Genomic DNA, 13,897 nt, shown 5'->3' on the forward strand with positions numbered 1-13,897 from the left:
CGTCAGGAGCCGCGCAACGCCTCGGCGTAAAGCCTTGCAAAGACGGGACCCGTGCCGCGGATGTCGGCATATTGCGCGCGGGCATCGGCCCAGGCGGCCAGGCGCTCGCGGGCCGGCCTGTCCCCGGCAAGGGAGACGATGCGCCGCGCCAGCGCGCCCGCGTCCCCCGGCGGCACCAGCAGCTCCGCCCCCTCGCCGCTCAGCACCCCGGCATAACCGGGATTGGCGGCCGCCACCGGCAGCGCGCCGGCGGCCATCGCCTCGACCAGGACGAGGCCGAAGCTCTCGCCATAGGGGGCGGGCGCGGCGAAGATATCCGCCCCGGCGACAAGCGCGCGGGCCGTGGCATCGTCGGGCCGCTCGACCAGACGGATACGCCCGCCATGGGGAGCGGCGAGCGCCGCCTCGACCAGCGGCTTCAAGTCGCCGCCCCCCGCCACCGTCAGCCGCGCGTCCGGCAGCGCCGAGGCGATGCCGGGCCAGGCGGCAAGCAGCACGTCGAGCCCCTTGCGGGCCTCGAAGCGCCCGAGAAACACGATCTCAAGGTTTTGATTCTGCTTGCTCTTTCGCGCGTTCCGCCAGGGTTCCAGATCGATGCAGGGCGGCACCACCTCGACCCGCACGTCGCGCGCGGCCGCGCCCAGATGCGCCAGCGGCGTCGGCGAGGGCACGACGACGATCCGCGAGTGCGACAGGAAATGGCCGGCGGCTGCCCGCAGCAGCCGCGCCGTCACCCCGCCGGCCTCTGTCCCTGGCAGCGTCGCGTGGAAGGTGGTCACCGTCGGCAGCCGCAATCCCCGCCAAACCTGCCAGGCGACGAAGGGCGTCCAGGGCGTGTGCAGATGGACGAGATCGGCGCCCCAATCGCGCAGATCCTCCACCAGCCGGCGCCGCTCCGGCCCGAAGGCATAGCTCACCTCGAAGCGCGTGCCGAACATCGTGACCAGCCGGGACCGGCCGCAACACTCTGTTCCCGAAGCGCAAATTCCATCCGGCGTCGGCGGCGCGACGATACGGACCTCATGCCCCTCGCCGCGCAGCCAGCGGGACAGGTCGCGCACATGCGCCTGTACCCCGCCGGGGCGGGCCATCGCGTAGGGGAGGATCTGGACGATCCTCATGCGCCGCCGCTCTCCTCGCCCGTATCCCCGCTGTCGCGCGGCCAGCCGCGGAAGGTCGCCAGCGCCGCATCCCCGACATCGAGCAGCGAATAGGCCAGCAGGAAGACGACCAGCGCCGGCAGGGTGCCGGTGAAAAAGGCCAGCATCAGAAGAACCGGCAGGGCGCCGCTCAGCCCGGATATCCCCCGCTCGACAATGTCGAACAGACCGAGCCGCGCCGGGCCCGGCGCCGCCGGCCCGGTGGGCGCGGCGGGCCTTGCGTCGCGAATTACCCTCGCATAGAGGCGCAGCCAGGCCGCAACCGCCGCCAGCGCGGTCCAGAAGAAGCCGCCGACCGTGTCCCCGGCCGCAACCCGGTCGGCGAGCAGGCCTATGCTCGTATAGAAGAAGCCCCACTGGCCCATGTCGATGACGAAGTCGAGCGCCCCGCCCCTGGCCGAACTGCGGCCCGTCGCCCGCGCCAGGGCGCCGTCCGTGCAGTCGAGGGTCTGGAACAGCGCCGCCAGCAGCGCGACCGCAACGGCGGCCGCCGCAAGGGGGAGTGTCAGCGCCGTCAGCGGCATGGCCAGCACCACCGGCACGGCCGCCAGCGTCACCGCGGTCGGAGAAATGCCCGTCGGCGCAAGCAGGGCGACCAGCCAGAAGCCCGGCGCGCGATACAAGAGCGCCGCCGCCCAGTCGGTCGCCAGCTCCTTCGCGAACTTGTCCTGGCGGTACTGGCGCCAGAGAGAACGAAACGTCAGGTCCGGGCGCATGTCACTCCGTGGTTCCTGCTGTCTGCGGCGCCGACCCTGCCGCCATCCGGCACTTGCCGATGGCCCGGCGCTCCCCTAATAGTGGACCGCCTTACCATATTCCGGTCGATCCATGCTCAACATCAAAGCTGTTTTCCTTGCCGCCGGTCGCGGTGTGCGCATGGGCGAGCGTGGCCGCCTGACGCCCAAGGGCCTGATCTCGCTTGGAGAGCAGAGTTTCCTTGAAGACGCCGTCGACACATTGGCATTGCACGGGATTTCCGACGTGCGCGTGGTGACCGGCCATCTCGCCGACCACTACCGGACGCTGGCCGCCGAGCGCCGCCCGTCGCTCGACCTGCGCCACAACGACACCTTTTCCAGCAAGGGCTCGCTGCAGAGCCTGATGGTCGGCCTGGAGGGGCTGGACGGCCCCTGCCTGGTGCTGGAATCCGACCTGGTGTTCGAGCCGCGCGCCGTTGAGGCCGCCATCGGCCGGCCGCAGACCTCCGCCCTGCTGGTGTCGGGAAAGACCGGTGCCGGCGACGAGGTGCATGTGTGGGCCGACGAGCGGGACGGCCTGCGCTGCCTGCGCGACATGTCGAAGCTGATCGACCGCTGGCACGATACCCCCTATGGCGAGCTGGTCGGCATCACCTACCTGACCGCCGACGCGGTCGGGGAATTGCGGGAGCTCGGCCCGCATCTGATCGCCAACGATCCGATGGCCGACTACGAGAGCGGCGTCGTCGCGCTGGCGCGGCGCCAGCAGGTCGCCGTTCCCAAGGTGGCGGACCTTGCCTGGGCCGAGGTCGACAACGAGGCGATGCTCGCCCGCGCCGCCGAACTGGTCTATCCCCGCATCGCGGCGGCCCGCCGGAAGGGCTGATCCCCGCGAGAATTTTTGCGACGAATTTTGCAAAATTCCGTCTCAAAATCGTGAAATTTTGAGACGGGGCGCGCAACCCCGCTCAATGCGGACGCGACAGCATCCGCTGCGCGACGACCACCCCGGCAAGCGCCAGGGCGATCGACAGCCAACTGCTGACAAAGCCCGAGAGCACGCCGATTTCCCCCATCGCCCAGGACACCTTGGTCGCGACCAGCGCAAGATATCCCGCAAGCGCCAGCACGAGGATGCGCAGCGGCGCGACGACCCGCCCGGCCCCGGCGATCGGGGCAAGGCTGGCGCCGAGCAGCGCATAGGCGCCGGGAAGGAAGAACGCCGCCCAGCGCCGCCACAGGGCGGCGTCGACATCCGGCCCCTTCAACGGATTGCCGTCGCGCGCCAGCACCTCGAGCGGGGCCTGCGGCAGGTAGAAGGCGGCGATGTCGTAATAGGTCAGCGCCTCGGGCACGATATCGAGCCGCAGCTCCAGGCTCGGATACTGGCTGATCAGATAGAGCGAGGTCTGGGCAAAGGCCGGCGGCGTGCCGTCGCTGCGCGGGACCTCCTCCGCCGGCAGCCGCGCCCACAGGTCGACATCGGTGAAGCGCCAGAAGCCCGGCCGCTCTCCCGGCTCGCCGTGGCGCGCGACGATCACGTCGCGCAGGTCGCCGGCGACGACGCCGCGATAGAGCTCGATATCGGCGAGCGCCGGCGTCGCGCTGCGGATCACCCGGGCCTTCAGCGCCGCGCCGTTGACGACGAACCAGCTCGGCTCGCCGAGCTCGCCGTCGGCGAAGCGCCGGCCGTAGCCGCCGAGCTGCAGCCCGGCCTGGGCGAAGACCGCCTCCGGCCGCCACCAGCGCTCCAGCGAGACTTGCAGCGCGCCGGTCAGAGCCGCGAACAGGCAGACCACCACCAGCGTCTGGCGCGGCGACCAGCCGGCCGCCGCGATCACCGTGGTCTCGCGGTTGAACAGGCGCATCAGCTCGGCCGCGAAGACGCCGATGAAACAGGCGACGGGAAAGAGGCGCGTGGCGATGTCGACGGCGCGGAAGCCGAGATAGGTCGCGACCACAGCCACGCGGGAGCGCCCGAGCTCGTCGGCCCGCGCCAGCACGCCGTCGAGCGTCTGCGCCAGATCGATGGCGAAGGCGACGATCAGGAACATCGTCATCACCAGCGCCGCCGCCTTCAGATGGGTGAAGAGGATCCGCCGGCCGATCAGGCCGAGCACCGGCGTGCGCCGCCGCGGCACGCGCGGGCCACCGGCAAGGAACGCAAGAGCGGTTCCGGGCGCGCGCATCATCGCTCAGGCCCGCGAGCTGACGGGGCGCAGCAGCGCCGCCGCGCGGGTGCGGATGCCGGCGAGCGCCAGCAGCAGCACCGCCGCCGCCGCAAGGCCGCCGACCGAGGCGAGCGCCAGCGGCGCCTCCGCCGCCAGCCGGCCGAGCACGCCGCGCAGGACGATGTCGAAGGCGAGCAGCGCGCCGCAGGCGAGCGGCAGCGACAGATAGCCGAAGACGCCGCGCCCGGCGAAGACGCAGGCGAGCAGCGCCAGCAGCGGCGCGACGAAGACGGCGATGGCGCGCGACAGCCGTTCGCCGGCGATCTTCAGCGCCTCACGCCCGGTCTCGCCCATGGCGCGGCCGGCCTGCAGCGCCTCGAACACCGTCCATTCGCCCGCCACGTCGCCGCGCAGGGCGTGGTTGAGGATGTTGTCGAGACGGACCGGCAGCGACACGTTCTCGACCTTGACCTGCGGCAGCGCCGGGATGTTGGCGACGTCCGGCCGGCCGACGGCAAAAAGGTTCGGCCCGCGCCCCTGGCGCAGCATGCCGGCGCCCTCGCGCGCCTCCACCCGCACGAAGTCATAGGCGATCACCCGGCCGAGCCCGAGACTGTAATTTCCCTCAGCGTCCGGCCCGTCGAGGTTCCAGTCCGCCGCCTGGGTCACCCGCCAGCGCCCCTCCTCGCCCGGCTGATGCACGAAGAGGCTCTCATGCGGCGGGCTGACCGAGCTGTCGGAAAGGGCCGCGAAGGTCTTGCCGCGGATGGTCTCGATCAAGGTGCCCTCGCTCGGCCCGGTGATGCGGGCGAACAGCAGATCGCTCTTGAGATGAAAGATCACGGTGCGGGTGGCATGGCGGGCCAGCGGATCGATGACGCCGGAGACGACAAGGCTCGCCGCGAAGGCCAGCGCGCCCAAGGCGAGCGCGACGCGCACCGGCAGGACCCAGGAGACGCCGGCCGCCGACAGGGCGACCAGCTCGCGCTCCTCGCGCGCCGCGACAAAGGCGAAATAGCCGCCGATGACGCAGGCCAGCGCCAGCGCGAAGTCGAAGATCTCCGGCGCGGTCAGGACGAGGACGGCGAGCGCGGAGAGCAGGTCGCCGCCATTGCCGAGCACCTCTTCCAGGATGCCGGTCAGCTTCTCGGCGAGGAACACCACCTCGATGATGGCGACGACGAGCAGCACCCGGCCGAGCACGCGCGCGAACAGCGACCGCGCGGCAATGGAGGCAAGCGGTCTCACCTTGACCCGCACCCCGTCCGGCATGTCGCCCCGTTCCGCATGTCGCCCTGCATCGCTCTCCGTCGTGTTTCATGCTAGTCACCCGAATCTGAAGTTCGTCACATTTGGCAGCAAGCTCTGTACGAACTTCAGATTCAAAAGGGTGACTGGTAAGTTTATGTTTCTAGTGTGGTTTTCGAATTTGAAATACGCTCCGACGGTTGCCGCAAAACGAGGCGTATTTCAAATTCACCACACTATAGCCCGGCCTGCCGCGCGGCATCCCGCCCGGTGGTTCCGATTCCGATCCTCATCATAGGCCGGCCGCAATGTCCCGTCTTGTCCATAAGCCGAGCCAGCGGCTCGGTTATGTCCTGGCCCTGTCCTTCGGCGCCGGCCTGTCGCCGGTCTGGCCGGGCACGGTGGGCGCCGCCGTCGGTCTCGTCCTGGCCGCCGGCCTTGCGGTCCTCTCCGTGTCGCTGCAGCTTGCCGGCCTTGCCCTGCTGCTCGTTGTCGGCATCTGGGCCTCGGGCGTCGTCGCCGAAGCGACCGGCACCGACGATCCGCAGATCGTGGTGATCGACGAGAGCTTCGGCGCCGCCGCCGTGGTGCTGGCGCTGCCGGCCGAGCCGCTGTGGTGGATCGCCGGCTTCGTCGCCTTCCGCGCCTTCGACATTCTCAAGCCGTTCCCGGTCAACTGGGTCCAGGACCATGTCAAGGGCGGCGCCGGGATCATGCTCGATGATGCCGCCGCCGCGCTCTACGCGATCCTCGTCCTTGCGCCCATCGCCTGGGTCCTCGCCGGCTGAAGCCGCGTTACGGCGCAAGCCGCAGCAGCAGAACCAGCGCGGGACCGGCGATCAGCCAGGCATCGACGATGTCGAGCAGCCCGCCCTGGCGCGGCAGCACCTGCGGATAGTCCTTGACGCCCGAAGCGCGCTTCAGCCGCGAGCCGGCAAGATCGCCCACCACCGCCGCAACCGCGATGACGGCGGCCGCCGCCAGCGACAGGGCAAGCGACCAGCCGAGCAGCAAGGGCCCGGCGAGCGCCGCCGTCAGCGCCAGCATCGCCGCGCCGACGGCAAGCCCCTCCACCGTCTTGCGCGGGCTGAGCCGCGGGAAGGCCGGCCGGCGGCCGAACAGCTTGCCGCCGAACAGGGCATAGCTGTCATAGGTCTCGACCAGCAGGAAGGCGAGCACCAGCACGCCGGCATTGGCCGGCTCGACGCCGACGGCAACGAACAGCGCCAGCGGCAGGCCGGGAAACAGCAGAACCTCGGCGGCAAGGCGCAGCGAACCGGCATTGCCGCCGGCGCGAAGATGCCGCTGCCAGGCAACGCTCACCGCCTCATAGGCAACGCGCGTCGCCAGGGCGGCCAGCGCCAGGGAGAGCACCAGGCCGCCGGCGACGAAGGGGCCGAGCCCGCCGCCGACGATCACCAGCTCCGTGCCATAGACCGGCCAGAGCGGGCGCGCCTGCGGCGCCGTCGCCGGTACCAGGCTGCCGAGCGCGAGCAGCACCCCGCCAACGGCAAGGCAGGCGAGAACGGCGAGCGCGGCAATGTCGAGCGGAACGAGGGTCGGCATCATGGACGAGGGCATCATCGCGCCGCGCTCAGTCCCGGTGGGAGCGGGCAAGGCGCGCCTGCCAGAGCCGCAAGGCCGGCGAGAGCAGGCTGTGGCCATGGGCGAGAAGACGCATCTGCAAGCCCGGGGCGACGGTGAAACGGCCCTTCTCGGCGGCGAGGATGATCTTTTCCGCCACCCGCTCGGCCGGCCAGAGGCCGCCGCCGGCGGTGATCGCCCGCGTCGCCGCCGGCTTGGTCTCGTTCTCCATGGCTAGCTGCGGCGTGTCGGTGTCGGGCGGATAGGCGAGCGTTACCGAAATGCCGTCGCCGGCGAGCTCCACCCGCAGCACCTCGGCAAGGCCGCGCATGGCGAATTTCGACGGCGCATAGGCGCCGTAGCCGTAGATGCCGAAGAAGGCGGCTCCGGAAGAGACGAAGACCATGCGCCCGCCGCCGGCATCGGCCATGGCCGGCGCAAGCGCATGGGCGACATGCAGCGCGCCGAGATAGTTGGTGCGCATCTGCATCAGGTGGTCGTCGAGCGGCTGCTGCAGGAACCGGCCGGGCCGGGCGACGCCGGCATTCATCACCGCCCAGCGCGGCACGCCAAGCTCGGCGGTGATGCCGGCAATGGCCTCGCGCGCCTGGTCCGCCTCGCCGACATCCGCAGCGCGCAGGGCGATGCGCGCCCGCGGCACCGCGGCGGCGATCTCCCGGCGAACAGTCTCCAGCCGCTCGGCCCCGCGCGAGACCAGGCCGAGATCGAAGCCCTTGCGCGCCAGCGACAGGGCCATGGCGCGGCCGATGCCGCTGCTGCCGCCGGTGATCAGGGCGACAGGACGCCCGGCGGCGCCGAGCAGCCCTGCGCCCGTCGCCGCGCCGGTCATGGTCAGGCCGCCTCGCCGTCGGCGAAGGCGAGCAGACGGTCGTAGCCTTCCGCGTCCTCGATCTGCAGCGGCGGATGCTTGAACAGGAAGGCGCTCGCCTCCTCGATCGGGCCGGCAAGGCCGCGGTCGCGGGCGATCCTGGCACAGCGGATGGCGATCAGCGCCATCGCCGCGGCATTGGGGGAATCCTCCACCTCCAGCCGCATCTCGACATGGGTGCGCACACCGCCGAACAGCCGGCCCTCGAGCCGCACATAGGCGACCTTGCGGTCGTTGAGCCAGGGCACATAGTCCGAGGGGCCGATGCGGATCTCGCTGTCGGAGAGCCGCGCGTTCATCGCCGTCTGCACCGCCTCGGTCTTGGACTCCCGCTTCATCGCCAGGCGGTCCATGTCCATCATGTTGAGGAAGTCGGTGTTGCCGCCGACATTGAGCTGATAGGTGCGGTCGACCTTGACGCCGCGCATGTCGGCGAGCCGCGCCAGCGCCCGGTGGGTGATCGTCGCGCCGAACTGCGCCTTGAAGTCGTCGCCGACGATCGGCACGCCGGCCTCGCGGAAGCGGGCGGCCCAGACCGGATCGGAGGCGATGAAGACCGGGATGCCGTTGACGAAGGCGCAGCCGGCTTCCAGCGCGCATTCGGCGTAGAACTGCGTCGCCTCGATCGAGCCGACGGGCAGGAAGTTCATGATCACCTCGGCCTTCGCCTCGCGCAGGGCCGCGACGATGCCGGCCTTGTCGAGCGCCGGTGCGCTGGAGACGACGAAGCTGCGGTCGGGCGCCTGGTTGCGCATGAAGGCGGAGACGCCGTCGATATCCGGCCCGCGCAGCACCGGCGCGGTCATGCCGGCAAGGTCCTTGTGGAAGATCTCGGTGCAGTTCGGCAGGGCAACGGCCGCCTCGCCGACGGTGCGCCCGACCTTGCGGGCGTCGACCTCGAAGGCGAGGACGATCTCGACATCCTCCGGCCGGTAGCCGCCAAGCACCGGGAAGGCGACGCCCACGGCCTCGTCGCCGAGCGCCCGGCAATAGGCCACGCCCTGGATCAGCGAGCTTGCGCAATTGCCGGCACCGACAATGGCGGTGCGAATCGATCTGGCGGAAGAAGCGCTCATACTGTCTGGTTACCCCCGAACCCTGCCCGTCCGGCCTTGCCGCCGGCTCGATGGCTGTCGCGCGCCATGGCGCAATCCCTGCCTACCGGGTGTCCCGGCGCGGCAAGCGTTACTCTATCTCGATGCGTTCCACCAGCGGCTTGCCGGTCTCCGCGTCATGCCCCATCACCAGCACCTCGCGCACGCTCGGCACCAGCCCGCTCTCGTCGACATCGACATAGGCATAGGCCATGCGCATGGTCCGTCCGCCCGCCGGCAGCAGCAGCTCCGCCCGCCCCGGCTCGACCAGGCGCAAGGTCGCCGGCCGCTCCGGATAGGACACGACATAGACGTGGAAGACATCGGGATCGCCGGTCGCACGGGTCCGCACGCCGAAGGCGAAACTGTCCTCGATCATCTTCAGCGGCAATTGCTCGCCGGTGGTGTTGAAGCGGCGCCAATAGGCCTGAACGGGCCTGCGCGGATCGAGCCGGCCGTCCTGCGTGAAGCGGGCGGCATAGACCACCGTGTTGGCGTTGCTCGACCGCTGCAGGTAGAAGACCTGCCCCGGATCGCCCGGCACCGGAAATTCCGGGCGGACCACCGGGAGGCTCGCCACCTCGGTGACCACGGAGCCGCGCGGCTTCTGGCCGGTACCCGGCGTGATGCGGGTTCCCTCCATGGCCGCGGCGGGGGGCGGCACGACAAGGGTTGCCAAAAGGAGGGTTGCCAGAAGGAGGGTTGCCAGAAGGAGGACCGGCAGGCGCGGCAGGCGCCCCGCCAGGACCGCCCGCGGTCGGCCGGGCTGGATGCCGGCCCTGTCATCCGCTGTCATGGTGATGCCAACTCCGTTCGGTGCGCGCCCCGTGCCCCGAATGCCCCGGTTGCCCCCGCCTGACGAAACGTCAGGCCGAAGCCTCGGGCTGAACCCTCAGGTCGACCTTCAGGCTCCGACGACCGCCTGCTGCTGCGCCAACAGACCGGCCCCCGCAGATCCGGTCCCGTGGGCCACTTCCGCCGCGATGGCGATGGCCTTGTCCATCTGCTCGCGCGTGTGCTCGGCCGACAGGAAGAAGCGGATGCGCGGCTGGTCCTTCGGCACGCCGATCTGGACGATCGGCGGCGCGTAGATGCCATGCTCCAGCAGCGTCTGCGAGGCGATCATCGTCTGCATCGGGCTGGAGAACAGGATCGGCACGACGCCGCGGCCGATGGCCGGCCCGGTGTTCAGCCCCATCGAGCGGGCGTGATCGCGGAAATATTCCGAGTTGTCGTGCAGCCGGGCAACGCGCTGCGGCTCGGCCTTGAGCTGGTTGAGCGCACCATGGGCGCTGCCCAGCGTCGCCGGCGACAGGCCGACGCTGTAGACGAAGCCCGGCAGGGTGAAGCGCAGCCAGTCGATCACCCCCTGCTCGGCGCAGATGAAACCGCCGGAGGAGACGAAGGACTTCGACAGCGTGCCGACCGTCAGCTCGATACGGCGCGGGTCGATGTCGAAATGCTCGCACAAGCCGCGCCCGGTCGCCCCGAGAACGCCGTAGGAATGCGCCTCGTCGACCATCAGCCAGGCATCGTGCGCTTCCTTCAGCGCCACCAGCCGCGGCAGGTCGGGAATGTCGCCATCCATCGAGTAGAGGCCTTCGACGACGATGAGCACGTTGCGATACTGGCCGCGCAGCTCTTCCAACTGCCGCTCCAGATCGTCGAGATCATTGTGGTTGAAGACCCGGTGATCGTAGCGCCCGTTCTTGGCGCCGACGAAGATCGAGTTGTGGGCCAGCTCGTCGATCAGCACCAGATCGCGCGGCCCCATCAGGAAATTGATCAGGGAGACGTTGACCAGATAGCCGCTGACCAGCGACATCACGTCGCCGACGCCGAGGAAATCCGCCAGCTCGCGCTCGAACACCCGGTGGCCGACCCGTTCGCCGCCGACAAGCCGCGAGGCGCCGACGCCGGTGCCGAGCCGATGCAGCTCGGTGCTCGCCGCCCCGATCACGTCCGGATGGGTGCTGAGGCCGAGATAATCGTAATGGGCGAAGCTGACGAAGGGAATGCCGTTGCGCTCGCAGATCTCGCGCTGCTGGTCGACGGGCAGAAAGTACGGATTGTGCTGCTCGATGATCGCCTTGCCAGCCAAACGGAAACGGCGTTCAGCGACGACGGAAAAGCTCGGCCGGTCAGGCTTCATTCTTGTTTACCCCCAAGCCCGACGCGGGTCAGCGACCGTTCGGGTTGAAAAATTCATCAACGAGCCACCGCCCGCAACACAGCGACGCACCCGCAAGAACGACAGGCAGGCAGTGGCAGGCCGGGCGTCCACATCTCCGGTCTGTCACATCGTCATCGGCTTTCCGACACTGGCGGTTCACAGGTGGGACCTGCCCGCTTTCGTCCCGCAAGCCCCTTGCAGGGAACGGCCCACCGCCAAAGCCCCCCGCTTGGACGGTTTTCGCTAAATAGCCGAAAGGTGGGAAACTGTCGAGTAAGCCGACAAAGTGACACACCCGGCCGGACCCCGTCCCGGCGCCCGCCGTGATGCCGTCCCGCGCCGTCGGCGACAGGGTGCCGGCCGCGGGCAGCGCCGCGGCGGCGCCGGGCGCCTTGGCCGCGCCTGCCTCGGCGATCGACCCGCGCTCCGCTGCGCAAACCGTCCAATTCGCGGAAATTCGCAAGAAACGCGGCGTCGCTCGCCGGCCGGAAGCCGGCGGCGGCCGGTGGCCGGGGCAGCAACACGGGCCCCGCGGGCGGACGCCGGCGCCGGCGCCGGCCGGCGCGACGCCCCTGCTCGGAGCCGTTCCGGGAGCGGTCCGGCCAGCCCGGATCAGCGGATCAATTTCTGTTTCAAATCTGTCACAACACCTTCCACGGCCGCGAGAAAGCGCTCGATGAGGGAAGAATCGATGGCACCGATGGTGCCGACCCGGAAGGTTCCGAGCGCCTTCATCTTGCCCGCGTAGATGGCAAAGCCGCGCGCTTCCAACGCATCGTAGAAGCTGGAAAAGTCGTACCAAGCCTCGCGCGGCTCCAGGAAGGAGACGATCACCGGCGCCTGCAAGGCCGGGTCCAGCGCCGGGACAAAGCCGAGCCGGGCCATGCCGGCGATCAGCGTGTCGCGGTTGGCGGTGTAGCGGGCAAGCCGGGCGGCCGGGCCGCCCTCCTCGGCGAGCTCCTGCAAGGCCTCGTGGAGGGCCGCGACCACATGGGTCGGCGGGGTGAAACGCCACTGGCCGTCGCCGGCCAGCGCCCGCGCCTGGTCTTCGAGGTCGAGCGCCAGCGAGACCGAGACGCCGCGGCGGGCGGCAAGCTCGTCCGACCGGCAGACCACGAAGGCAAGGCCGGGAACGCCCTGCAGGCACTTGTTGGAACTGGCCGCCAGCGCCGAAAGGCCCCAGGCCTGCATGTCGACGGCAAGCGCGCCGAAGCTGCTCATCGCATCGACCAGCAGCCGCCGGCCGGCGGCCCTCGCCACGGCGGCGATCTCTTGAAGCGGGTTGAGGAGGCCCGAGGTCGTCTCGCAATGGACGATGGCGACAGCGGCAATGCCGGGGTCCGCGGCGAGCCTTTCGGCCAGCACGGCGGGGTCATGCGCCTGCGTCTCCACCACCTCCACCACCTCGAACGGACGGCCGAGCCGGCGGCAGATCTCCGCCATGCGCCGGCCATAGGCGCCGTTGACCAGGAGCAGCAGCCGCTCGTCCGGCCTCAGCAGGCTGCCGAGCATCGCCTCGACCGCGAAGGTGCCGCTGCCCTGAACGGGCACGCAGACATGATCGCCCGGCCTGCCGCCGGAAAGATCGCGGATCTGTGCCAAGACCTCGCCGGCAAGCCGGGTGAAGGCGGGATCGCGCGAGCCCCAGTCGCGCAGCATCGCCGCCTTGACCCTCTCGCTGGTGGTCAGCGGGCCGGGGGTGAGCAGGACGGGGCCGGCAGACGCGCTCATGCGGCACCGGTGAGATGAGCGCGGAAGCGCCGGGCGACCTCGCGCGGGGCGATTGTCGGGCGGCCGAGCCCCGAAACCTCTTCGGCGGCGACCCTGACATGCAGGAAGCGCGGTCCCGGCACGGCGAGCGCCGCATCGAGCGCCGCTCCCGCCTCGCCAAGGCCGCTGGCGCGGGCGGCGAAGCGATAGCCGCAGGCGGCGGCGATGGCGGCAAAGTCGACATGGGCGGAGACGGTCGCCTGGCCGCCGGTCGACAGGTGCCGGCCGTTGTCGAGCAGCACATGGGTGAGACGCACTGGGGCCTCGGCCCCGATGGTCGCCATGTTGCCGAGCTTCATCAAGGCCGCGCCGTCGCCGTCGAGCACGGCGATCTCGCGCTCGCAGTTGAGCGCCGCGCCAAGGCCGATGGCGCTGGCCCCGCCCATCGAGCCGACGCAGTAAAGATGCCCGGCATGGTCCTGCAGGGTGAAGAGCTCACGGCCGGTATGGCCGGTGGTGGCGATGAGGCCGGCGCTTTCGGGCAGCTTCTCACGCAGCAAGGCCAGCACATCCATGCGGCGCGGCAGGCTCGCGCCGCCGAACTCGACCGGAGCAACGCGAGGCGCCGGCTCGGCCCGGACCTCGTCGAGCGGGCGCGGCGCGATCGCGCCCTTGGGCTGCACCAAGCCGACCGGCTGGCCGGTCGCGCGCATATGGGCGAGCGCGCGCGCCAGCACCGGCTCGATATCGGCGGCCGCAAGCGGGAACGGCTCGCCATGGACGCCGGCCAGCGCCAGCAGGCGCGGCGTGATCTGCCCCATCAGCTCGTGCTGCGGCTCGTCCTTGACCCCCGGCTCGCCGCGCCAGGTGGCGATCACCAGCGTCGGAATGGCGAAGGGGTGGTTGAGCGAGGTCAGCGGATTGACCGCGTTGCCGAGCCCGGAATTCTGGAACATCACCGCCGTCTCGCGGCCCGCGCACCAGGCGCCGGCGGCGATCGCCACCGCCTCGCCCTCGCTGGTCGCCCCGACATAGCGCGCCGTCCGGTCCGAGATCACCGCATTCATCAAGGGCGTCAGGAAGCTGCAGGGCACGCCGGTGAAGAAGTCGATGCCCTGGCGCTTGGCCGCGTCGAGAAAGTCGCCCGCCTCGATCATCGCCCGCCCCTCC

Annotated in this window: 13 protein-coding genes; 2 read left to right on the forward strand and 11 right to left on the reverse strand. The window is 70.4% G+C overall.

Features of this window, described 5'->3' with window-relative positions:
* Positions 1–2: 2 nt before the first annotated feature.
* Both TSB10GB4_RS21330 and TSB10GB4_RS21335 read right to left on the reverse strand, forming a co-directional pair.
* Entirely contained in the window at positions 3–1,121 is a 1,119-nt protein-coding gene (locus TSB10GB4_RS21330; RefSeq protein ID WP_186397377.1) for a glycosyltransferase family 4 protein, read from the reverse strand.
* A complete protein-coding gene (locus tag TSB10GB4_RS21335) occupies positions 1,118–1,876 on the reverse strand; it encodes a CDP-alcohol phosphatidyltransferase family protein (protein WP_186397378.1) in 759 nt (252 codons plus the stop codon). The genes TSB10GB4_RS21330 and TSB10GB4_RS21335 overlap by 4 nt, the downstream gene beginning before the upstream one ends.
* A 112-nt stretch (positions 1,877–1,988) precedes the next feature.
* On the opposite strand from TSB10GB4_RS21335, the gene TSB10GB4_RS21340 reads away from it, so the two are divergent.
* Entirely contained in the window at positions 1,989–2,744 is a 756-nt protein-coding gene (locus TSB10GB4_RS21340; protein WP_186397379.1) for an NTP transferase domain-containing protein, read from the forward strand.
* An 82-nt stretch (positions 2,745–2,826) separates the two neighbouring features.
* Here TSB10GB4_RS21340 and TSB10GB4_RS21345 read toward each other — a convergent pair whose 3' ends face one another.
* On the reverse strand, positions 2,827–4,050 hold the full coding sequence (locus TSB10GB4_RS21345; protein WP_208984916.1) for an LptF/LptG family permease: 1,224 nt from the start codon (positions 4,048–4,050) through the stop codon (positions 2,827–2,829).
* Positions 4,051–4,053: 3 nt separating this feature from the next.
* Positions 4,054–5,301: an LptF/LptG family permease gene (locus TSB10GB4_RS21350; RefSeq protein ID WP_186397381.1), complete on the reverse strand. Its 1,248-nt coding sequence runs from the start codon at positions 5,299–5,301 to the stop codon at positions 4,054–4,056.
* 284 nt (positions 5,302–5,585) lie between these two features.
* Here TSB10GB4_RS21350 and TSB10GB4_RS21355 point away from each other — a divergent pair, with 284 nt between their 5' ends.
* Positions 5,586–6,065, forward strand: coding sequence for a phosphatidylglycerophosphatase A (locus TSB10GB4_RS21355; RefSeq protein ID WP_186397382.1), 480 nt, complete (start codon positions 5,586–5,588; stop codon positions 6,063–6,065).
* 7 nt (positions 6,066–6,072) lie between these two features.
* Here TSB10GB4_RS21355 and TSB10GB4_RS21360 read toward each other — a convergent pair whose 3' ends face one another.
* The 7 genes from TSB10GB4_RS21360 to aepY all read right to left on the reverse strand — a co-directional run bounded on the left by TSB10GB4_RS21360 (position 6,073) and on the right by aepY (position 13,884).
* Positions 6,073–6,846, reverse strand: coding sequence for a phosphatidate cytidylyltransferase (locus tag TSB10GB4_RS21360; protein ID WP_186397383.1), 774 nt, complete (start codon positions 6,844–6,846; stop codon positions 6,073–6,075).
* A 25-nt stretch (positions 6,847–6,871) separates the two neighbouring features.
* On the reverse strand, positions 6,872–7,711 hold the full coding sequence (locus TSB10GB4_RS21365) for an SDR family oxidoreductase (protein WP_186397384.1): 840 nt from the start codon (positions 7,709–7,711) through the stop codon (positions 6,872–6,874).
* Between the two features lie 2 nt (positions 7,712–7,713).
* Positions 7,714–8,826, reverse strand: a complete 1,113-nt coding sequence (locus TSB10GB4_RS21370) for an inositol-3-phosphate synthase (protein ID WP_186397385.1) — start codon at positions 8,824–8,826, stop codon at positions 7,714–7,716.
* A 109-nt stretch (positions 8,827–8,935) separates the two neighbouring features.
* Entirely contained in the window at positions 8,936–9,640 is a 705-nt protein-coding gene (locus TSB10GB4_RS21375; RefSeq protein WP_186397386.1) for a DUF4833 domain-containing protein, read from the reverse strand.
* A gap of 108 nt (positions 9,641–9,748) precedes the next feature.
* Positions 9,749–10,996: an aminotransferase class I/II-fold pyridoxal phosphate-dependent enzyme gene (locus TSB10GB4_RS21380; protein ID WP_186397387.1), complete on the reverse strand. Its 1,248-nt coding sequence runs from the start codon at positions 10,994–10,996 to the stop codon at positions 9,749–9,751.
* 633 nt (positions 10,997–11,629) lie between these two features.
* Positions 11,630–12,748 (reverse strand): 2-aminoethylphosphonate--pyruvate transaminase, encoded by a 1,119-nt coding sequence (locus TSB10GB4_RS21385; protein ID WP_186397388.1) that lies wholly within the window; start codon positions 12,746–12,748, stop codon positions 11,630–11,632.
* Positions 12,745–13,884, reverse strand: coding sequence for a phosphonopyruvate decarboxylase (gene aepY / locus TSB10GB4_RS21390; RefSeq protein ID WP_186397389.1), 1,140 nt, complete (start codon positions 13,882–13,884; stop codon positions 12,745–12,747). Before aepY ends, TSB10GB4_RS21385 begins: the two co-directional genes overlap by 4 nt.
* Between the last annotated feature and the right edge of the window lie 13 nt (positions 13,885–13,897).

It is taken from the genome of Stappia sp. TSB10GB4, from assembly GCF_900185745.1.
Classification (GTDB): Bacteria; Pseudomonadota; Alphaproteobacteria; order Rhizobiales; family Stappiaceae; genus Stappia.

What these genes read in the sequence shown, in the direction of transcription:
- TSB10GB4_RS21330 (WP_186397377.1), bottom strand. Translation starts at nt 1,121, where the DNA reads ATGAGGATCGTCCAGATCCTCCCCTACGCGATGGCCCGCCCCGGCGGG.
- TSB10GB4_RS21335 (WP_186397378.1), bottom strand. Translation starts at nt 1,876, where the DNA reads ATGCGCCCGGACCTGACGTTTCGTTCTCTCTGGCGCCAGTACCGCCAG.
- TSB10GB4_RS21340 (WP_186397379.1), top strand. Translation starts at nt 1,989, where the DNA reads ATGCTCAACATCAAAGCTGTTTTCCTTGCCGCCGGTCGCGGTGTGCGC.
- TSB10GB4_RS21345 (WP_208984916.1), bottom strand. Translation starts at nt 4,050, where the DNA reads ATGATGCGCGCGCCCGGAACCGCTCTTGCGTTCCTTGCCGGTGGCCCG.
- TSB10GB4_RS21350 (WP_186397381.1), bottom strand. Translation starts at nt 5,301, where the DNA reads ATGCCGGACGGGGTGCGGGTCAAGGTGAGACCGCTTGCCTCCATTGCC.
- TSB10GB4_RS21355 (WP_186397382.1), top strand. Translation starts at nt 5,586, where the DNA reads ATGTCCCGTCTTGTCCATAAGCCGAGCCAGCGGCTCGGTTATGTCCTG.
- TSB10GB4_RS21360 (WP_186397383.1), bottom strand. Translation starts at nt 6,846, where the DNA reads ATGATGCCGACCCTCGTTCCGCTCGACATTGCCGCGCTCGCCGTTCTC.
- TSB10GB4_RS21365 (WP_186397384.1), bottom strand. Translation starts at nt 7,711, where the DNA reads ATGACCGGCGCGGCGACGGGCGCAGGGCTGCTCGGCGCCGCCGGGCGT.
- TSB10GB4_RS21370 (WP_186397385.1), bottom strand. Translation starts at nt 8,826, where the DNA reads ATGAGCGCTTCTTCCGCCAGATCGATTCGCACCGCCATTGTCGGTGCC.
- TSB10GB4_RS21375 (WP_186397386.1), bottom strand. Translation starts at nt 9,640, where the DNA reads ATGACAGCGGATGACAGGGCCGGCATCCAGCCCGGCCGACCGCGGGCG.
- TSB10GB4_RS21380 (WP_186397387.1), bottom strand. Translation starts at nt 10,996, where the DNA reads ATGAAGCCTGACCGGCCGAGCTTTTCCGTCGTCGCTGAACGCCGTTTC.
- TSB10GB4_RS21385 (WP_186397388.1), bottom strand. Translation starts at nt 12,748, where the DNA reads ATGAGCGCGTCTGCCGGCCCCGTCCTGCTCACCCCCGGCCCGCTGACC.
- aepY (WP_186397389.1), bottom strand. Translation starts at nt 13,884, where the DNA reads ATGATCGAGGCGGGCGACTTTCTCGACGCGGCCAAGCGCCAGGGCATC.